Source organism: Thermoactinomyces vulgaris (assembly GCF_005886755.1).
Taxonomy (GTDB): domain Bacteria; phylum Bacillota; class Bacilli; order Thermoactinomycetales; family Thermoactinomycetaceae; genus Thermoactinomyces; species Thermoactinomyces vulgaris.
The window spans coordinates 396,490-413,381 of sequence record NZ_CP039710.1; the positions used below are offsets into that span (position 1 = coordinate 396,490).

At 48.6% G+C, this 16,892-nt stretch carries 18 protein-coding genes; all 18 read left to right on the top strand.

Going from position 1 to position 16,892, the window contains the following annotated elements:
* The first annotated feature begins 29 nt into the window (after nucleotides 1-29).
* Nucleotides 30-1,143 (top strand): peptide chain release factor 2 gene (prfB, locus tag FA954_RS02100; RefSeq protein ID WP_121874281.1). Its coding sequence is split into 2 segments (ribosomal slippage): nucleotides 30-101 and nucleotides 103-1,143, totalling 1,113 coding nucleotides; the frame shifts between segments, so codons are not numbered across the junction.
* 31 nt (nucleotides 1,144-1,174) lie between these two features.
* Nucleotides 1,175-1,963: an enoyl-CoA hydratase/isomerase family protein gene (locus tag FA954_RS02105; RefSeq protein WP_049720682.1), complete on the top strand. Its 789-nt coding sequence runs from the start codon at nucleotides 1,175-1,177 to the stop codon at nucleotides 1,961-1,963.
* A gap of 81 nt (nucleotides 1,964-2,044) precedes the next feature.
* Nucleotides 2,045-2,875, top strand: a complete 831-nt coding sequence (locus FA954_RS02110; protein WP_037997707.1) for a hypothetical protein — start codon at nucleotides 2,045-2,047, stop codon at nucleotides 2,873-2,875.
* Between the two features lie 10 nt (nucleotides 2,876-2,885).
* The gene (locus tag FA954_RS02115) at nucleotides 2,886-3,218 is read left to right on the top strand and encodes a c-type cytochrome (protein ID WP_037997709.1); all 333 of its coding nucleotides are present in this window, start codon (nucleotides 2,886-2,888) and stop codon (nucleotides 3,216-3,218) included.
* A 120-nt stretch (nucleotides 3,219-3,338) separates the two neighbouring features.
* Nucleotides 3,339-4,370, top strand: coding sequence for an N-acetyl-gamma-glutamyl-phosphate reductase (gene argC, locus FA954_RS02120; RefSeq protein ID WP_037997711.1), 1,032 nt, complete (start codon nucleotides 3,339-3,341; stop codon nucleotides 4,368-4,370).
* A 15-nt stretch (nucleotides 4,371-4,385) separates the two neighbouring features.
* Nucleotides 4,386-5,609 (top strand): bifunctional glutamate N-acetyltransferase/amino-acid acetyltransferase ArgJ, encoded by a 1,224-nt coding sequence (gene argJ, locus FA954_RS02125; protein ID WP_049720680.1) that lies wholly within the window; start codon nucleotides 4,386-4,388, stop codon nucleotides 5,607-5,609.
* Nucleotides 5,610-5,634: 25 nt separating this feature from the next.
* Nucleotides 5,635-6,438, top strand: a complete 804-nt coding sequence (argB, locus tag FA954_RS02130) for an acetylglutamate kinase (RefSeq protein WP_170151248.1) — start codon at nucleotides 5,635-5,637, stop codon at nucleotides 6,436-6,438.
* Complete coding sequence (locus FA954_RS02135) at nucleotides 6,416-7,585, top strand: acetylornithine transaminase (protein WP_049720678.1); 1,170 nt, start codon at nucleotides 6,416-6,418, stop codon at nucleotides 7,583-7,585. Before argB ends, FA954_RS02135 begins: the two co-directional genes overlap by 23 nt.
* A 12-nt stretch (nucleotides 7,586-7,597) precedes the next feature.
* Complete coding sequence (gene argF / locus FA954_RS02140) at nucleotides 7,598-8,563, top strand: ornithine carbamoyltransferase (RefSeq protein ID WP_082240779.1); 966 nt, start codon at nucleotides 7,598-7,600, stop codon at nucleotides 8,561-8,563.
* Between the two features lie 213 nt (nucleotides 8,564-8,776).
* The gene (gene pilM, locus FA954_RS02145) at nucleotides 8,777-9,775 is read left to right on the top strand and encodes a type IV pilus biogenesis protein PilM (RefSeq protein ID WP_049720677.1); all 999 of its coding nucleotides are present in this window, start codon (nucleotides 8,777-8,779) and stop codon (nucleotides 9,773-9,775) included.
* On the top strand, nucleotides 9,772-10,386 hold the full coding sequence (locus tag FA954_RS02150; RefSeq protein ID WP_037997757.1) for a hypothetical protein: 615 nt from the start codon (nucleotides 9,772-9,774) through the stop codon (nucleotides 10,384-10,386). Before pilM ends, FA954_RS02150 begins: the two co-directional genes overlap by 4 nt.
* A 2-nt stretch (nucleotides 10,387-10,388) precedes the next feature.
* Complete coding sequence (locus tag FA954_RS02155) at nucleotides 10,389-10,988, top strand: hypothetical protein (RefSeq protein WP_037997758.1); 600 nt, start codon at nucleotides 10,389-10,391, stop codon at nucleotides 10,986-10,988.
* Between the two features lie 271 nt (nucleotides 10,989-11,259).
* On the top strand, nucleotides 11,260-11,949 hold the full coding sequence (locus FA954_RS02160; RefSeq protein WP_037997760.1) for a TerC family protein: 690 nt from the start codon (nucleotides 11,260-11,262) through the stop codon (nucleotides 11,947-11,949).
* 125 nt (nucleotides 11,950-12,074) lie between these two features.
* Complete coding sequence (locus tag FA954_RS02165; RefSeq protein ID WP_049720676.1) at nucleotides 12,075-12,545, top strand: hypothetical protein; 471 nt, start codon at nucleotides 12,075-12,077, stop codon at nucleotides 12,543-12,545.
* Nucleotides 12,542-12,823, top strand: a complete 282-nt coding sequence (locus tag FA954_RS02170) for a hypothetical protein (protein WP_037997764.1) — start codon at nucleotides 12,542-12,544, stop codon at nucleotides 12,821-12,823. Before FA954_RS02165 ends, FA954_RS02170 begins: the two co-directional genes overlap by 4 nt.
* A gap of 3 nt (nucleotides 12,824-12,826) precedes the next feature.
* Nucleotides 12,827-14,074, top strand: a complete 1,248-nt coding sequence (locus tag FA954_RS02175; protein WP_049720675.1) for a glutathionylspermidine synthase family protein — start codon at nucleotides 12,827-12,829, stop codon at nucleotides 14,072-14,074.
* Nucleotides 14,075-14,231: 157 nt separating this feature from the next.
* Nucleotides 14,232-15,494, top strand: a complete 1,263-nt coding sequence (locus FA954_RS02180) for an argininosuccinate synthase (RefSeq protein ID WP_037997769.1) — start codon at nucleotides 14,232-14,234, stop codon at nucleotides 15,492-15,494.
* Entirely contained in the window at nucleotides 15,436-16,836 is a 1,401-nt protein-coding gene (gene argH, locus FA954_RS02185; RefSeq protein WP_049720674.1) for an argininosuccinate lyase, read from the top strand. Before FA954_RS02180 ends, argH begins: the two co-directional genes overlap by 59 nt.
* Nucleotides 16,837-16,892 lie beyond the last annotated feature (56 nt).

Sequence of the window (16,892 nt, forward strand, 5' to 3'; positions counted from 1 at the left end):
GGAATAAGATATGTCATGAGGTGATAGGTATGGAAATCCATGAAATGAAACAAGCGTTGGAAAATACAGCCGGGAAACTGGCGGACATCAGGAGGTCTCTTTGACTTCGATCAGAAGAAATCGCGTTTGAAAGAGCTGGAAAGTGAGATGTCTCTTCCTGACTTTTGGGATGATCAGGAATCAGCCCAAAAAGTGATCGGTGAAATGAAACAATTGAAAGAACAGATCGAGAAGATGGAAGAGCTGGATGAAACCTTTGAGGAACAGAAATTGATGCTCGAACTGTTGCAAGAAGAAGGGGAAGACCCTTCCATGGAGAAGGAATTGGAAAGCGGAATCCGTTCCTTGCAAAAAGAGATCGACAATTTCGAGCTGACGGTCATGCTCAGTGAACCGTATGACCGCAACTCGGCGATTTTACAACTGCACCCGGGGGCAGGCGGAACCGAATCGCAAGATTGGGCGGACATGCTGCTCCGTATGTATACCCGTTGGGCGGAAGACCATGGATACAAAGTGGAAACATTGGATTATCTCGCAGGGGATGAAGCCGGCATAAAAAGTGTGACGTTGCTGATCAAAGGAAATTATGCTTACGGGTATTTGAAGGCGGAAAAAGGCATTCACCGTTTGGTGCGAATTTCGCCTTTTGATTCCTCCGGCCGCCGCCACACTTCGTTTGTATCGGTTGAAGTGATGCCGGAGATTGACAATGATATCGAAATTGAAATCCGGCAGGAAGACCTGAAAATTGACACCTACCGTTCCAGCGGCGCCGGGGGCCAGCATGTGAATACGACGGATTCAGCCGTCCGGATCACCCATATCCCAACCGGCATTGTGGTCACTTGCCAGTCGGAACGCTCTCAAATCAAAAACCGCGACCGGGCGATGAAAATTTTAAAAGCCCGCTTGTACGAGCGGCAATTGGAAGAGCAACAAAAAGAATTGCAGTCGCTAAAAGGGGAACAGAGCGAGATCGGATGGGGAAATCAGATCCGTTCTTATGTATTCCATCCTTACAGTATGGTGAAAGACCATCGGACGCAAGTGGAAGTAGGCAACGTGCAAGCCGTGATGGACGGGGAAATCGATTCGTTTATCGAAGCGTATTTACGTCAGCAGTTAAATCAAAAATCCTAGAGAAAAAATCAAAAACCAGGGAGGGCGGAAAATGTCCGACTGGAAATATTTAAACGTGGAGTTTGAGGGGAATACGGCGGTTCTGACGATTTCGCGGGAAAAAGTTTTAAATGCGCTGAATCAGGATCTGTTAAACGAATTGGAAGAAGCGGTTGCATCCATTGAACAATCGGAAGACGTCCGGGCATTGGTGATTACGGGAGCAGGGGGAAAAGCTTTTGTTGCGGGGGCCGACATCAAAGAGCTGCGCGAAATCTCCCGGCCGGATCAGGCTGAAGCCAAAGCCAAAAGAGGACAGGCCTTGTTCAACCGGATTGAAGAATTGAACATCCCGGTGATCATGGCCGTCAATGGATTTGCCTTGGGCGGAGGTTTGGAATTGGCACTCAGCGGGGATATGATCCTTGCATCGGAAAATGCGAAATTCGGGCAACCCGAAGTCAACCTGGGTGTCATCCCCGGTTACGGAGGAACGCAGCGCTTGGCCCGTTTGATCGGCAAGCAAGCTGCCAAATACCTTTGCATGACCGGGGAGATGATTTCCGCTGAGGAAGCCCGGCGGTTGGGAATTGTTTATCAAGTGTTCCCTTCCGACCAATTGTTACCCAAAGCAAAAGAGTTGGCTCAATTATTGGCCAAAAAGGCTCCGCTGGCCGTCCGTTTTGTGAAAAAAGCGATCAATCAGGGAGCAGAAGCAGATCTCCGATCCGGCTTGCAAATGGAAGCCGCGTACTTTGGTTTGTCCTTCGCCACCGAAGACCGTGTGGAAGGCATGGATGCTTTTCTTGAAAAAAGAGAGCCCCGGTTTAAAGGAAAATAAACATTGGCGGGCCGGCAAACAAAGCCGGCCTTCTCATTACATAGTCATGTTGGGGGAGCAGAGAAAAGAGGAGGTCGTCTTATGGATATGATCATGGAAAATCCCGTCTTATGGGGAACCGTTTTTGTTGTTGCATTGATTGTCATCATATTGGTCATCAGCATTATCGTTTCGAAAAAAAGAAAAAAAGAAGTGGAAGAAATCGAAAGAATGTTTCCGGATGGAAACATGTCCAGCGAAGATGTGCAGATTTCCATGGAACGATTTAAGCGGGAAAGGCAAAAAAGAAAACAAAAGCCCCGCATCCATCGTGAACGGCCGACGGAAGCACATCCGGATGAAGACAAAGAAATCATTGTGCGGAGTCCCGAGGAGTTACAAAAAAGAAAAGCCAACACCAAACCCGGTATCCAATCCAACACCAGCCGACCTGACGAGAAGAAGCGCGTCAATGCGAAGGCAAAACCGGCTGCATCCGAAGAAAAGATTCATTCCAAAAACGATGGTGCCGCTTCCATGACGTCAGAGAAGAAAGCAGAACAACCGAATGTCAACGGCAAACAAAGTTTGTTGAAATCTAAGCCGGAAGAGGTGTCCGGCCACAAATTGACATTAAACAAGAAGACACAAAAACCGGAAAAGAACCGTGGAGACGAAGAGAAGGCGACAGACGAAAAGCAACAGGAAGCATTGGATAAAAAAACAAACCGCCGTTTGTACAAAAGAAGTTTGTTAAAGCCGGAAAAAAGCGGGGAATCAACGAAAGATTCGGGGGAACACCCGAAAGCCAGCTTACTCGGCTCGCAAGCACCCGGCCATAATCAAGAGGAAGAGGAACAAGACCAAAAGAAAACGCCCTCCCGGGCCAAACATTATGCAGGGAAAAGTCTGTTTTCCAAAAAGAACAAGTAGGAGTGATACCATGAAAAGAACAGGTTGGTTTTTCGGAGCGCTTTGCGGACTGTTGCTCTTGGCCGGATGTAACTCCGGTGGAAATCCGAACACTTCGCAAAATCAAAACGGGACGACAACAGCTTCGGATCCCCAAACGGTTTATATGAACAACTGTTCTTCTTGTCATGGCGGAAACCGGCAAGGGGCCATGGGGCCGAGTTTGCAAAAGATCAGCGAGAAAATGAATAAAGATGAAATTCTTCAGGTTTTGGAGAATGGAAAAGGAAGCATGCCTGCTCAATCGCACATCCCCCAGGATCAGCGGGAAAAATTGGCTGACTGGTTGATTGGGCAGCCATAATCCGCACGTTCAAAAGCCAAGCGATCTGCTTGGCTTTTTTTGTTTCTCCTGAAATACGGTTGAATAAATATTATATTAAATGTATAATAATACATATCCAAAATGAAGGTGTGAGATTCTTTGAGAGTTTCAGTGATCGGTTCCACGGGCTATGGTGGCATGGAGTTGTTGCGAATTCTTCAGCGTCATCCGGAATTTCAAATTGCTTCTTATGTTTCCTCTTCCCAAGCCGGGCGGCCGTTAAACCGTTCTTTTCCGCATATGCCCCAATTGACGGAAACGTTTTGGGATCTGGATGTGAAACAAATTTGTGACTCGGCGGATCTTATTTTTTTTGCCACCCCGCCGGGCGTCAGTAAGGAGTACGCGTCTTTGTTTGTGGAAGAAGGAAAGATTGTGGTTGATTTGTCCGGGGATTTCAGGCTGAGGGATCCCGGCCGGTATGAAACGTGGTACCAAAAGCCGGCGGCGGACCGCAAATATCTGGACATGGCAGTTTACGGGTTGAGTGAATGGTTTTCCGAGGAGTTGAAAACGGCGCAACTCATCAGTAATCCGGGTTGTTATCCGACGGCCACGTTGCTTGCGCTTTTGCCGCTTTTAAAGGAAAAGTGCCTGGATCCGGCTTCGGTCATTATTGATGCCAAATCAGGTGTCACCGGTGCCGGACGGGCTGCCAGGCAGCAAAACTTGTTCAGCGAAATCAACGAAAATCTTCGTCCTTATAAAATCAGTCATCATCAACACATTCCCGAAATCGAGCAGGTGGCAAGCAGTCTTACCGGTTCGGATGTCCGGGTTCAATTTGTTCCCCATCTGGTTCCGATGAACCGGGGGATATTGGTCACGATCTATGCGCAGCCACTGAATAAATATACAAAGGCGGACCTTTTGCAACTTTATGAGGAAACTTATGCTTCGGAACCGTTTGTTCGTGTGTTAAAAGACAAATGGCCCGAAACCAAAGCAGTACAAGGAAGCAACTTTTGTGATATCGGGGTTCAAGTGGATGAACGGACAGGGAGATTCATCATCTTGGCGGCGATTGATAACTTAATGAAAGGAGCAGCGGGACAAGCCGTGCAAAATGCCAACATTCGCATGGGCTATCCGGTCACTGCCGGACTTGATATGGATCCGCTTTATCCTTAAACGGGGGGAGACGACATGATCACCGGAACGGATTGGTTTCAAATCGTTGAAAATCCTTCCATTGCATTGCCCGCAGGGTTTTCAGCCAAGGGAATCCATGCCGGATTGAAAAGAAAACGGAAGGATTTGGGGATGATTCAGTGCGAAGTGCCAGCTTCGGCGGCGGCGGTTTATACCGTGAATGCCTTTCAGGCGCCGCCGATCAAAGTGACGCAGGAAAGCATGGGCGTGGAAAGCAAGTTGCAAGCGATTGTGGTCAACAGTGCCATTGCCAATGCATGCACGGGGGAACGGGGATTGGAAGATGCAAGAAAAATGCGGGATCAAGCCGCTTCTTTATTAAATATTCCTTCGCATTTGGTCGCCGTGGCTTCCACGGGCGTGATTGGCGAGTATTTGCCCATGGACCGGGTCGCGGCCGGCTTAAAACGATTGGTGACGGAGACGGACAACCAACCTGCTGCATTTGCTGAAGCGATCCTGACGACGGATACATGCACCAAAGAAATTGCCGTCACCTTGGAAATTGACGGGAAGCCGGTAACCATTGCGGGAGTGGCCAAAGGTTCCGGCATGATTCATCCCAATATGGCGACCATGCTTTCTTTTATTACCACCGATGCCAAAATTGGGCCGGATCATTTGCAGAGATTGCTTTGGCAAACCACCGATGAAACCTTCAACATGATCACGGTGGATGGCGATACCAGCACCAATGACATGGTGTTGGTGATGGCAAGCGGATATGCCGGTCACCGGCCCCTTACCCGTCAGCATCCGGAATGGGCACGGTTTCAAGCCGCATTCCAATACGTTTGCGGGGCATTGTCCAAAATGATTGCCCGCGACGGCGAAGGAGCCACCCGCTTGATTCAGGTCCGGGTTGAAGGAGCCCCGTCGAAGGAAGCAGCACGGAAGGTGGCCAAATCCGTGGTGGGATCCAACCTGGTGAAAACCGCTGTTTTCGGGGAGGATGCCAATTGGGGCCGGGTCATCTGCGCAGCCGGTTATGCCGATCCTTCGTTAAATCCGGAAAACATGGATATCTGGCTGGGACCGGTTCAGGTGGTGAAAAAAGGGATGGCTTCAGACTTTCGTGAAGAGCTGGCGGAGCAAGTGTTAAAACAGGATGTCGTGGAGATCCGGTTGGATCTGGGCGACGGAATGGAGGAAGCCGTTGCCTGGGGATGTGATTTGACCTATGAATATGTCCGCATCAATGCAAGCTACCGGACATAAACAAAGGAGGAACAGAAAGTCTCCAATGATTGTGTTCAAATTGGGGGGAAGCGTGCTGAAACGGCTTCACCCGGATTTTTTCCGGAAGTTGAGGGAGTTGTCAAAAGAAAACATTCCGTATGTGATCGTGCACGGCGGCGGTCCTTTTGTTTCAAACTGGATGAACAAACTGGGCCAAAAACCGGTGTTTATCGAGGGGAGACGGGTCACGGATGAAGGAACGCTGGATATCGTGCAAATGGTGTTGGCCGGCCAAGTGAACAAACAGCTCGTTTCGCGTTTGCTCCAAGAAGGGATTCCGGCGCTTGGCATAAGCGGAATCGATCTGAATTTGATCACGGTGAAACCCAAAGACGAAAAACTGGGTTTTGTCGGGGAAGTGACCGGACTGAACCGGAAAGTGCTTCATCAGATGTTGGAGACTGGCTGGGTTCCTGTCCTTTCATCCCTCGGAATCGGGGAAAAAGGGCAAGCGTTTAATGTCAATGCCGATGAAGCGGCCGCTTTGGTTGCACAAGGGATGGGAGCGAGACAATTGGTCATGGTCAGCGATGTGGACGGAATTTTCATAAAGGAAGGAAATGAAAAAAATCTGTTGCGCCATGCGACACCGGAAATGGTGGAGCAATTGATTTCAGATGGGCAGATCACCGGCGGTATGATCCCGAAAGTCCGGTCCGCGGTCCGTTGCTTGAACGGCGGGGTGGAGAAAGTGTGGATTATCAACGGAGAAAAAGGTCGCGACACGGATGAAAAAAGACCGGATTCCCCGGGAACATGCCTGATGAAGAAAGAGGTGAGCGAACGTGTCTCTGTTTCCAACATATAAGCGCCACCCCGTTCATTTTGTGGACGGCGAAAAGGCGGTGTTGACCGATGCACAGGGAAAACGGTATCTGGATTTTGGTTCCGGCATCGGGGTGACCAATTTGGGTCATAAACATCCCCGCGTGTTGGAAGCACTCATGGCGCAAGCCCGGGCGGTTTGGCATGTGTCCAACCTGTTTGAACAGCCGTTGCAGGAAAAAGTGGCGGAAAAGTTGTGCCAAATCACCGGGTTGGATGCCGTCTTCTTTTGTAACAGCGGGGCGGAAGCGAATGAAGCATTAATCAAATTGGCCCGGAAATGGGCGAAAGACGCAAAGATCATCCATGAGCCTGAAATCATCACATTCACCGGCTCTTTTCACGGCCGTACACTGGCCACTTTGACGGCCACGGGGCAAGAGAAAGTTAAAACGGGATTTGACCCTTTGCCTCCCGGATTCCGCACGGTCCCCTATGGAGACATGGAGGCGGTGAAAGGAGCAACCCGGACAACCACCGCGGGTGTTTTCTTGGAACTGGTGCAGGGGGAAGGCGGGGTCCGGCCGGCTGATCCGGCGTTTGTCCGGGAATTGGCGGATTGGTGTAAAGAAAAAGAGATTTTGCTGATGATCGATGAAGTGCAGACCGGAGTCGGAAGGACGGGTGAATGGTTTGCCTATCAGGCATATGGCATCAAGCCGGATGCAATCTCCGTTGCCAAAGGGTTGGGAAACGGGTATCCGGTCGGGGCTGTTGTGGCGGATTCCCGCTTGAAACCGGTGTTGGGCCCCGGCACACACGGGACGACATTTGGAGGTAATCCGTTGGCCATGGCCGTTTGTGATGCGGTTTTGACCGAAATCGAACAAACCGGATTGTTGGAACAGGTAAGGGAAAAAGCGGAGTATTTAAAGAAGAAGCTGGACGGTTTGATCCGATCCCTTCCTGCTGTCCGGGAAATCCGCCAAAAAGGATTGATGGTCGGCATTGAGCTGGATGAACCGGCTGCCCCGTTCATCCGTCAGCTGTTGGAAAACGGACTGGTTGTGCTTCCTGCCGGCGAAAAGGTTGTGCGCCTGTTGCCGCCTTTAATTGTAAGTGAAGAAGAAATAGACCAGGCGGCCTCCGTTTTGCACCAAACCTTGTCACAAACAAAAATCGGCATGTGAGGAGGGGCGATAGTGAAAGAGACTTTGGAAACGCCGTTATTAGCAGGGAAAAAAGGGAAGAGTTTTTTAACATTGATCGACTGGGAGCCGCATGAAATTGAAGCTTTGCTTCAATCAGCCCTCAAACTCAAATCACTGCGGAACAAGGGAGAACACTGTCAGCCGCTGAAAGGAAAAAGCCTGGCGATGCTGTTTGAAAAGCCGTCCACCCGGACCCGTGTCTCTTTTGAAGTCGGGATGAAGGAGTTAGGGGGATACACGGTCTTGCTCCGGAACGATGAGATGCAGTTGGGCAGGGGAGAAAGCATGGAGGACACGGCAGGTGTTCTTTCGCGGTTTGTGGATGCGATTTTGATCCGCACCCATGAACATGCAAGAATCGAGCGCCTGGCCGATGCCGCAACCATTCCGGTCATTAACGGGCTTTCCGATCAGGCCCATCCCTGCCAGGCGCTGGCCGATTTGTTGACCATATTGGAAAAGAAGGGATCGTTAAAAGGAGTGAAATTGACTTATGTCGGGGATGGTAACAATGTCCTTCACTCTCTGATCCAGGCTTCGGCGCTCACCGGCATCGATTTGCATGTTGCAACGCCGCCGGGTTATGAACCGGATCCCGCTGTTTGGGAATACTCGGAGCAAATCGCCGGACAAACGGGAGCCTCTCTCACTTTCCATTATGATCCGGCCGTTTCCGTGCAAGGGGCCGATGTGGTTTACACAGATGTCTGGGCGAGCATGGGACAAGAAGAAGAAAAAGAAGAACGAAACAAAACGTTTGCTTCTTATCAAGTGAATGCTTCGCTGATGGAAAAAGCGAAACCCGATGCCATCTTTATGCATTGCCTGCCTGCTTACCGCGGACTGGAAGTGACCGGAGAAGTTTTGGAGGGACCGCAATCCGTGGTTTTTGATCAGGCGGAAAATCGTCTTCATGCGCAAAAAGCACTTTTGGTAGCCATTTTGGCTGATGGTTGACCCGGATGAAAACCCCCGGTTTCTGAAATGAAAGAAACCGGGGTTTTTTTTTGCGTGGAGCGAATTTTGACAGGGATTTGATTTTATGTCAAAGTAAAAGGATTATGCGAATTAAAAATTAAAATAATAAATGTTATGATGTTGGTAAAAAGTGATAACCAGCCGTTGATCCGTGTGGTGTCGTCAGGATGATTTTGCAAAGGAGAACCGGTTATGGCTATACATGTTGGTGTTGAATTATCCTCTTCTTTTTTCAAATTGGTTGAAGTGAAGAAAAAGAGGAAGAACATGGAGCTTCTCCAATATGTGGTCCATCCGTTGCCCAGTGTGTGGGCGGAATCGGGCACGTTTTTGGATCGGGAGGAATTGATCCAAACCATCCAGGAGGCCTTGTTGGGGAGAAGACTCAATACAAAACGGGTGCATGTCAGCATCCATTGTCGTCATGTTTTGTTTAAACGGGTGATGTTGCCGGAAATGCGCAAAAGAAAATACCGGAGATGGATTGAAAAATATTTGATTCCCGTGTTGGACCTGCCTTTTTCCGATCCGGTGTTTGATTTCCGTTTGCTGGATCATGTCTGGGAAGACGGGGACCAGCAAGAGGTTTTTCTGGCGTTGATTTCTCAGTCATACATTGACTCTTTTGTCCGGTGTTTTCAATATTGCGGATTGGATCCGGTTCATATTGATCTGGCTCCTTTCGGTTTGTACCGATGGATCCATTATCACCGGAGCTTTCAGACGCCCCATACCCTGATGATTCAAATCTCCAAACAGGATGTGGAGGTCAGCCATTTTATCGATCGAAAACTGGAACGGGTTTATCATCTTCATCTGCCGATGGCTTCGTTTGCAGAACATGAGGACCGTCCGCATCCCGATCCGCTCCATCCCTTGTTGAAAGAGAAACAAGAGGTGGAGAGATACGGGAAAAGGTTGATGGAACAAATTTTTGAAAAAGTTTCGAACAAGGAGAGAAAATGGTTGAAAAGCTCCAGAGCGGAATGGTTTTTGTCCGGGGAAGGATTGGATTTTTATTTGTTGGAAAACTGGCTTCAGCAACATTTGGAGGCGTCTGTCAAACTTGCCCCTCCGGCAGAGATCATCATGCCCGAACCGTTGCGTGACCGCGCATCGAAATGGCTCGGAAATGCTTTGTCGATCCCGATCGGTCTGACGGTGGATGAGAAGGAAGGAATGGGACCATGAATTTTTTGCCGCCACAGCCGATATACAAACGGTTTTTTTACAGTTTTTTGTCCGGGATTTTGCTTTTGCTTTCAGGGTTGGGGGTGGGCATTCTATATGCCAAGAAGGTTGCCGGTGAACGCGTGTCGGCTTTGGAAGCGGAAGTGGCCCAAAAGCGAAAACAGTTGAATCAGGCCATTCAGCTTAAAAAAAACGAAGAGAAAATTTATGAGAGTCAGCAACCAGCCATGGATTATGAAAAAACGATCCAAAAAGTGGAGGCAAGTCAACAGCGTTGGAAAGAAGCGGCCTATCAAGTGCATCAAATGATACCCCGCGGCACGGACTTGTTTCGCCTGCAAGGAATAGGAAATCAATTGGAAGGTTGGGCCTATTTTTCTTCGATTCCGGAAGCGACGAAATTTCTTCAGGAACTGGTTGAAAAAAAGCCGGATTTGTATCAGGAAGCATGGATCGAGTGTGTCGGAGACCGCTGCATGAATGAAGTTTATGAAAAAAACGCCAATCAGGTATTGGTGCATTTCCGGCTGGATTTAAAAAGAGAGAAAGGAGTGGAAGAATCATCCGAAAACCAGTCAAGATCCGGCGATGGAAGTCCGGAAAGTTCTTAATCATGACCCTGGCGGCTGGATTCTTGCTCATCCTGACCCTCTATTTTTATCTGGTGCATCCCTTGGTTTTAAAACAAAAATGGCTGGAAAGGGAGAGGGAATCCCTGGCCCAAAACATTGAAAGGCATCAAAAATACCTGGCGCCTGATTACCAACCCCCGTCTGTGTTAACCCATATGGAGTTGAGACGGCTGGAGGAAAGAATTCCGCTGAACCGGCGGGATCCGGGCTATGTTGTCGATATTGAGCGGGCCGTCAAATCGTCCGGTGCCGATTTTTTGAAGCTGGAAAGCTTAGCAGATCTTCACCAAATTGCACGTCAGGACACTGCGGAGCAAAGTGAGGCCCGACCGGTCAGTGAAGAAGAGCTCATGCAACAATTGGGGATGGTGGTGCGCCCGGAATTGGTTCCTTCTTGGGTTCAGTTGGAAGTAAAGGCCAATCAAAAAGAGTTTGCTTCATTGTTGGACCAATTGCAAAAGAGTGATCGTCTGGTCAGCGTGATTGGTTGGGATTACCAATGGGCGGACGAGCACACGGAGGATAAGGGTGTGATTTATCTGGCGGTTTATTCTTATCATGATCAAGAGGTGAAAAAATGAGCTACTGTAAAATATTTATGAACTGGCAGAAAAATTATTGACGGAGGAACAAATTTTTATATAATGTTTGTATGAACTGAATAATTGAATCATTTTTTGTTCTTTGATTAAGGGGAGTAGCTATTTACAACAAAGTCGTCATTACGGGTTTATCCCCGGCTTTGTTGCAACATTTTTATGTTGTTGGCAAGACCTTTGCGTGATTTGTCATGCAAAGGTCTTGCCATTTTTTGTAATCCCCTGAATCCAATAACAAATGGAGGGAAAGAATTTGGACTTCTTGTCAGTTGAGTTTCTCACCGCTTTACTTTCCATTGTGATCATTGATTTGGTTTTGGCAGGAGATAATGCCATTGTTATCGGGCTTTCCGCCCGCAATTTACCGAAAAACAAGCAAAAACAAGTGATTTTTTGGGGGACTGTCGGTGCCGTTGTGATGCGGATCCTTTGTACGCTGGCGGTGGTCTGGTTGTTAAAGGTTCCGGGGCTTTTGTTGATCGGCGGGCTGCTTTTGATCTGGATTGCCATGAAATTGCTGATTGAAGAGAAAGGCGATGAAGATGTCGAAGCGGCCAGCAGTGTGATGTCCGCGATCCGCACGATTGTGATCGCCGACACCCTGATGGGCTTGGATAACGTCCTCGCCGTGGCCGGCGCTGCTCACGCAAGCTTCATGCTGGTGATTATCGGATTGTTGATCAGCGTTCCCATCATTGTTTGGGGCAGTACCTTGTTCCTTAAGCTGTTGGAAAAGTATCCGTCGATTATTTACATCGGATCGGGAGTTTTGGCCTTTACATCGGCAAAAATGATTGCAGATGACAAGTTCATCCGTCCCTTTTTCCAAGGAGCGGAATGGTTGCAATATGTTTTCTATCTCGTCATGATCGCGTTTGTTCTGTTATGCGGACGCTGGTTGAAACTGAAAAAAGCGAAAAAAGAGGTTCCCAACGCCTCCTGATGACAAGGAAAAGAAGCAGATGTTATCAATCTGCTTCTTTCTTCATGACAAAGAAGGGAAAACCCTTTCATATTATAGAACTATATTTTTGTTGAGTTGATTATTATTTGGAATTGAGGGTAAATATGGAGAAGCTGGAATATCATTTGATGGAAGACGGAGAGGAGATTTCCGTCTTGTATGAGTATCCGTCTGTTTCCAAGGAAGAAGTGATGATGCGTTTTGCGTGTGACTATTTTGTCAGGGGGAAAGACGTGTTTGAATGTGTTCACATCCAGGCGGACCCGCCCGTGCACAAGATTTATGTAAAACGAAGCGAAGAAGAAAAAGTGCTTGACGACCGCCTCCGTTTCAGCCCGACCTGGCAAGGAATCCGCATGGAAGTGCGCCATTTTGATGCACGGTGGTCCGGTTATCCTGTGGTTCATTGTTATCAATTTCATCATGCACAAGATGCTTTGCTCCGTTTGCTCGGCAGCCTGCACTACATTGACGGGCAATGGTGGAAAACGACATCAACGGAAGTGGATGAAAACCGGTATGTTTATGTGATCTATGCTGTTCCCGTTTTAAAGGAAGGAGGAGGAAACGGATGAAAAAGAGCCGCCATCTGGTGGGGTTGTTTACCCTGGCCATGCTGTCCGTCCCGCTGTCGGGATGCGATGACAAGAATGACTGGGAATTTTGCCGCGACCAGAATCATGATCTGTTATGCGATGATGACCAAAGCCGGGTGGATCCGGACAGTTACGTGGTGATCAACGGGAAGAAAATGTATTATATCAAAGAAAACTCGCTGGTTTCATCCGGTTACAAAAAAACGGGCAGCAGTTACAAATCAGGAATTGGCAAAATCCGTGGTTCAGGAGGATAAATTTTGAAAGATTTAAATTATGCCAAGCGCAGGGAACAGATTTACCATCTGCTGAGAGAAGAAAAGGTGTTTACCTGGGACGTCATGTACGGTCAGGAATATGCCCTCGCTTCGGTTTACCCTTTGGACCCGGCGCTTCATCATGAAATTCAACAAGCGACCGCGTGTTTGGGGAAAATCTATGAACGCACGGTCAAGGTTTTACAGCAGGCCGATGACCGGTTGTTGGAGGAGTTGGGAATTCCCGAAGCAGCCCGAAGAGCCGTCCGGCAACCTTTTCTGCTTGACTGGCCAACGGTGATCGGTCGTTTTGACTTTGCCTATACCCCGCAAGGATTGAAAATGCTGGAATTTAACAGTGACACCCCCACAGGCATTGTGGAAGCTTTTTATGTCAACGGGCGGGTTACGAAAGCGATGGGATATCAAGATCCGAATGAAGGCATGGAGCAAGATTTGACCGATGCCTTTCAAAACGTGGTGGAGGCATACCAGAAACGAGGCTTCCGAACCGATCACATCTGCTTCAGCGCGTTGGACTGGCATGAAGAAGATTCCGGGACGACCCGGTATTTAATGGAGAAATCAGGCCTTTGCGCCCGTTTTGTCCCGTTGTCGGCATTGGCCGTCCGGGGAGACCGGTTGTATGCCAAGCAGGATCATGCCGGCTATGGACCGGTGGACGTTTTATATCGTTTGCATGCCATTGAAATCATGGCCGAAGACACGGATGAGGATGGTTATCCGACCGGGGCGCATCTCCTTTCCCTCATGGCCGGTCAAAAGCTGGTTTCCATTAATCCCCCCTCTGCTCTTTTATCGCAAACCAAAGCTTTACAGGCACTGATTTGGAACTTATATGAAACAAATACTTTTTTTAATGAAGAAGAACGTGATGTGATCGCAACGTACATGTTGCCCACCTACTTGGAAAACAATTTTAAAGGCCATGCGGCTTATGTGAAAAAGCCATTCTTCGGCCGGGAGGGCGGCGCCGTTTCTTTGTATGACCAAAACGGGAATTTGATTGTCCGGGACAACCAGGATGCCTATTGGGATCAACCCATGATTTATCAACAATTGGTGTCCCTGCAAAAAGTGGAAGTGGAAACCCTCAAGGGAGCTTATCAGGGGGAATTGTTGTGGGGGTCTTTTTTGATTGGCGGAAAGCCTTCGGCCGTGATCGCGAGGGTGGATCGGAAAATCACCGGAAACCTTTCCTATTTTGTGCCGGTGGGAAGGAAAGATTGAGCCGCTCCATCCGGGGTGGATCATCGTTTCAGAGCAGAAACCGGAAAAAGGTTTCTGCTTTTTTTTAGCCGGTTCAAAAAATTGGGGGTGGATTTTTTATGCACAGGATGTATAATCATACATATAAATGAATTTTTATTAAAAGCGAGGGATACCCATGAGTAAGGAGAAAGTGGTCTTAGCTTATTCAGGTGGTTTAGATACATCAGTTGCGATTCCGTGGTTGAAAGAAAAATACGGCTATGATGTGATTGCGGTCGGATTGGACGTCGGGGAAGGCAAAGACATGGATTTTGTCAAGGACAAGGCGTTGAAAGTGGGAGCAGTCAAATCCGTTGTGGTCGATGCCAAAGCGTTGTTTGCTGAAGAATACCTGCTGCCGGCTTTGAAAGCCAATGCTTTATATGAAGGAAAGTATCCGATGCATTCGGCCTTGTCCCGTCCGTTGATTTCCAAAGTGCTGGTTGAAATCGCAAAAGAAGAAGGGGCCGTTGCCGTTGCCCACGGTTGCACGGGAAAAGGAAATGACCAAGTCCGGTTTGATGTTTCGGTTGCGGCATTGAATCCAAAGTTGAAAGTGGTGGCCCCGGTACGGGAATGGGGAATGACCCGGGATGAGGAAATTGCTTATGCAAAAAAACACGGGATTCCGATTCCGGTTGATTTGGACAATCCGTTCAGCATTGACCAAAACATGTGGGGAAGAAGTTGTGAATGCGGTGAATTGGAGAATCCGTGGCAGGCGCCTCCGGAAGCTGCTTATGAATGGACGTGTCCTTTGGCCGGCACCCCGGATCAACCGGACGAAATCGAGATCGCTTTTGAAAAAGGCGTTCCTGTATCCCTGAATGGAAACCGGCTTTCTTTCCCTGAGATTTTGGAGCAATTGAACAAGTTGGCCGGAAAACACGGGGTCGGACGGATCGATCATGTGGAGGACCGGCTGGTGGGAATTAAATCGCGTGAAGTTTATGAATGTCCGGGAGCGGTCACATTGATCAACGCACACCGGGAACTGGAATTTCTGACGCAGCCGAAAGATGTTTTGCAGTTCAAGGCCACGGTTGAGAAAAAGTGGTCGGAAATGGTTTATGACGGGCTTTGGTATTCGCCGCTGAAAAAAGCGCTGGATGCGTTCATTGAAGAAACGCAACAAGTGGTGACCGGAAAGGTTCGCGTAAACTTGTTCAAAGGCCATGCGACGGTGACGGGAAGAATTTCCCCTTATTCGTTATACAACGAAAAATTGGCCACCTACTCCAATGAAGACAGTTTTGATCATCAGGCGGCTGTCGGGTTTATTAAATTGTGGGGATTGCCGACGAATATTTATGCAAGCGTGCATAAAAAGGAGGAAGACCATGAAACTGTGGGGCGGGCGTTTCACCAAGACCACACACCAGTGGGTGGAAGCCTTTAATGCATCCATTGGATTTGATAAAGAATTGGCTGAAGAAGACATCGAAGGGAGCATGGCGCATGTGAAAATGCTGGGCGCATGCGGGATTATCACCGGGGAAGAAGCAAACCGGATACTGGAAGGTTTGTCAACCATCCGGCAAAAAGTCCGGGAAGGGAAAGCCGAATTTTCCATTGAACATGAAGACATTCACATGAACATCGAGAAGATGCTGATCGACGAAATCGGGGAAGTCGGCGGAAAATTGCACACCGGACGGAGCCGGAATGACCAGGTTGCCTTGGATATGCACCTTTATGTGCGCAAGGAGACGGTCGATCTGGCCGGAAAGATCCTGGAATTGCAGGAAGCTTTGCTCAAACAGGTCGAGAAACACGTGGATACCATATTGCCGGGATACACTCACTTGCAGCGCGCGCAACCCGTCCGGTTTGCCCATCATTTATTGGCTTATGTTTCGATGTTTGAACGGGATGTACAACGGTTCATCGACAGCTTCAAACGCGTCAACTGCTGTCCGTTGGGGGCCGGTGCCATTGCGGGAACGACATTTCCCATCGACCGGCAAATGGTTGCAAAAGCGTTGGGATTTTCCTCGCTTTACGATAACAGCATGGATGCGGTGAGTGACCGGGATTATTTGGTGGAGTTTCTCTCAGTCTGTTCCTTGGTGATGGTTCATTTGTCCCGGCTGTCGGAAGAACTGATTCTGTGGTCGAGCGAAGAGTTTCAATATGTCATCCTGGATGATGCGTTTTGCACCGGAAGCAGCATGATGCCGCAGAAAAAAAACCCGGATATCCCGGAGTTGATCCGCGGAAAAACCGGACGGGTGTTCGGGCATTTGATGGCTTTGTTGACCACGCTGAAAGCTTTGCCCCTCACCTACAACAAAGACTTGCAGGAAGACAAAGAGGGGGTTTTTGATACAGTCCGCACGTTAAAAGGTTCCCTTCGTTTGATGGCGGCCCTCATTGAAACGATGGAAGTCAACCAATCGAAAATGAAACGGCATGCCGGGCAAGGGTTTGCCAATGCAACGGATTTGGCCGATTATTTGGTGGGCAAAGGCATTCCTTTCCGCAAAGCGCATGAAATTGTCGGAAAGCTGGTTTTGTATGCCATTCACAAAGAAAAAACCTTGAGTGATTGCTCCTTGGAAGAGTTTCACCGTTTCTCCCCGGAAATCGGGGAAGATGTCTATTCCTGTTTGGAACTGGAAAATGTGGTGGATGCGCGCAAAAGCGAGGGAGGAACCGCAAAAGAACAAGTGTTGAAGACACTTTCAAACAAAATCGCCACGCTTAAAAAGCAGCGGGAAACCTTATCCAATATTTACTAGGAAGGAATTCTATGGTAAGATAATACCCCAAATCACCATCATTTGGGGTTTTTTGT

What these genes read in the sequence shown, in the direction of transcription:
- FA954_RS02105 (WP_049720682.1), top strand. Translation starts at nt 1,175, where the DNA reads ATGTCCGACTGGAAATATTTAAACGTGGAGTTTGAGGGGAATACGGCG.
- FA954_RS02110 (WP_037997707.1), top strand. Translation starts at nt 2,045, where the DNA reads ATGGATATGATCATGGAAAATCCCGTCTTATGGGGAACCGTTTTTGTT.
- FA954_RS02115 (WP_037997709.1), top strand. Translation starts at nt 2,886, where the DNA reads ATGAAAAGAACAGGTTGGTTTTTCGGAGCGCTTTGCGGACTGTTGCTC.
- argJ (WP_049720680.1), top strand. Translation starts at nt 4,386, where the DNA reads ATGATCACCGGAACGGATTGGTTTCAAATCGTTGAAAATCCTTCCATT.
- argB (WP_170151248.1), top strand. Translation starts at nt 5,635, where the DNA reads ATGATTGTGTTCAAATTGGGGGGAAGCGTGCTGAAACGGCTTCACCCG.
- pilM (WP_049720677.1), top strand. Translation starts at nt 8,777, where the DNA reads ATGGCTATACATGTTGGTGTTGAATTATCCTCTTCTTTTTTCAAATTG.
- FA954_RS02150 (WP_037997757.1), top strand. Translation starts at nt 9,772, where the DNA reads ATGAATTTTTTGCCGCCACAGCCGATATACAAACGGTTTTTTTACAGT.
- FA954_RS02155 (WP_037997758.1), top strand. Translation starts at nt 10,389, where the DNA reads ATGACCCTGGCGGCTGGATTCTTGCTCATCCTGACCCTCTATTTTTAT.
- FA954_RS02165 (WP_049720676.1), top strand. Translation starts at nt 12,075, where the DNA reads ATGGAGAAGCTGGAATATCATTTGATGGAAGACGGAGAGGAGATTTCC.
- FA954_RS02170 (WP_037997764.1), top strand. Translation starts at nt 12,542, where the DNA reads ATGAAAAAGAGCCGCCATCTGGTGGGGTTGTTTACCCTGGCCATGCTG.
- FA954_RS02180 (WP_037997769.1), top strand. Translation starts at nt 14,232, where the DNA reads ATGAGTAAGGAGAAAGTGGTCTTAGCTTATTCAGGTGGTTTAGATACA.
- argH (WP_049720674.1), top strand. Translation starts at nt 15,436, where the DNA reads ATGAAACTGTGGGGCGGGCGTTTCACCAAGACCACACACCAGTGGGTG.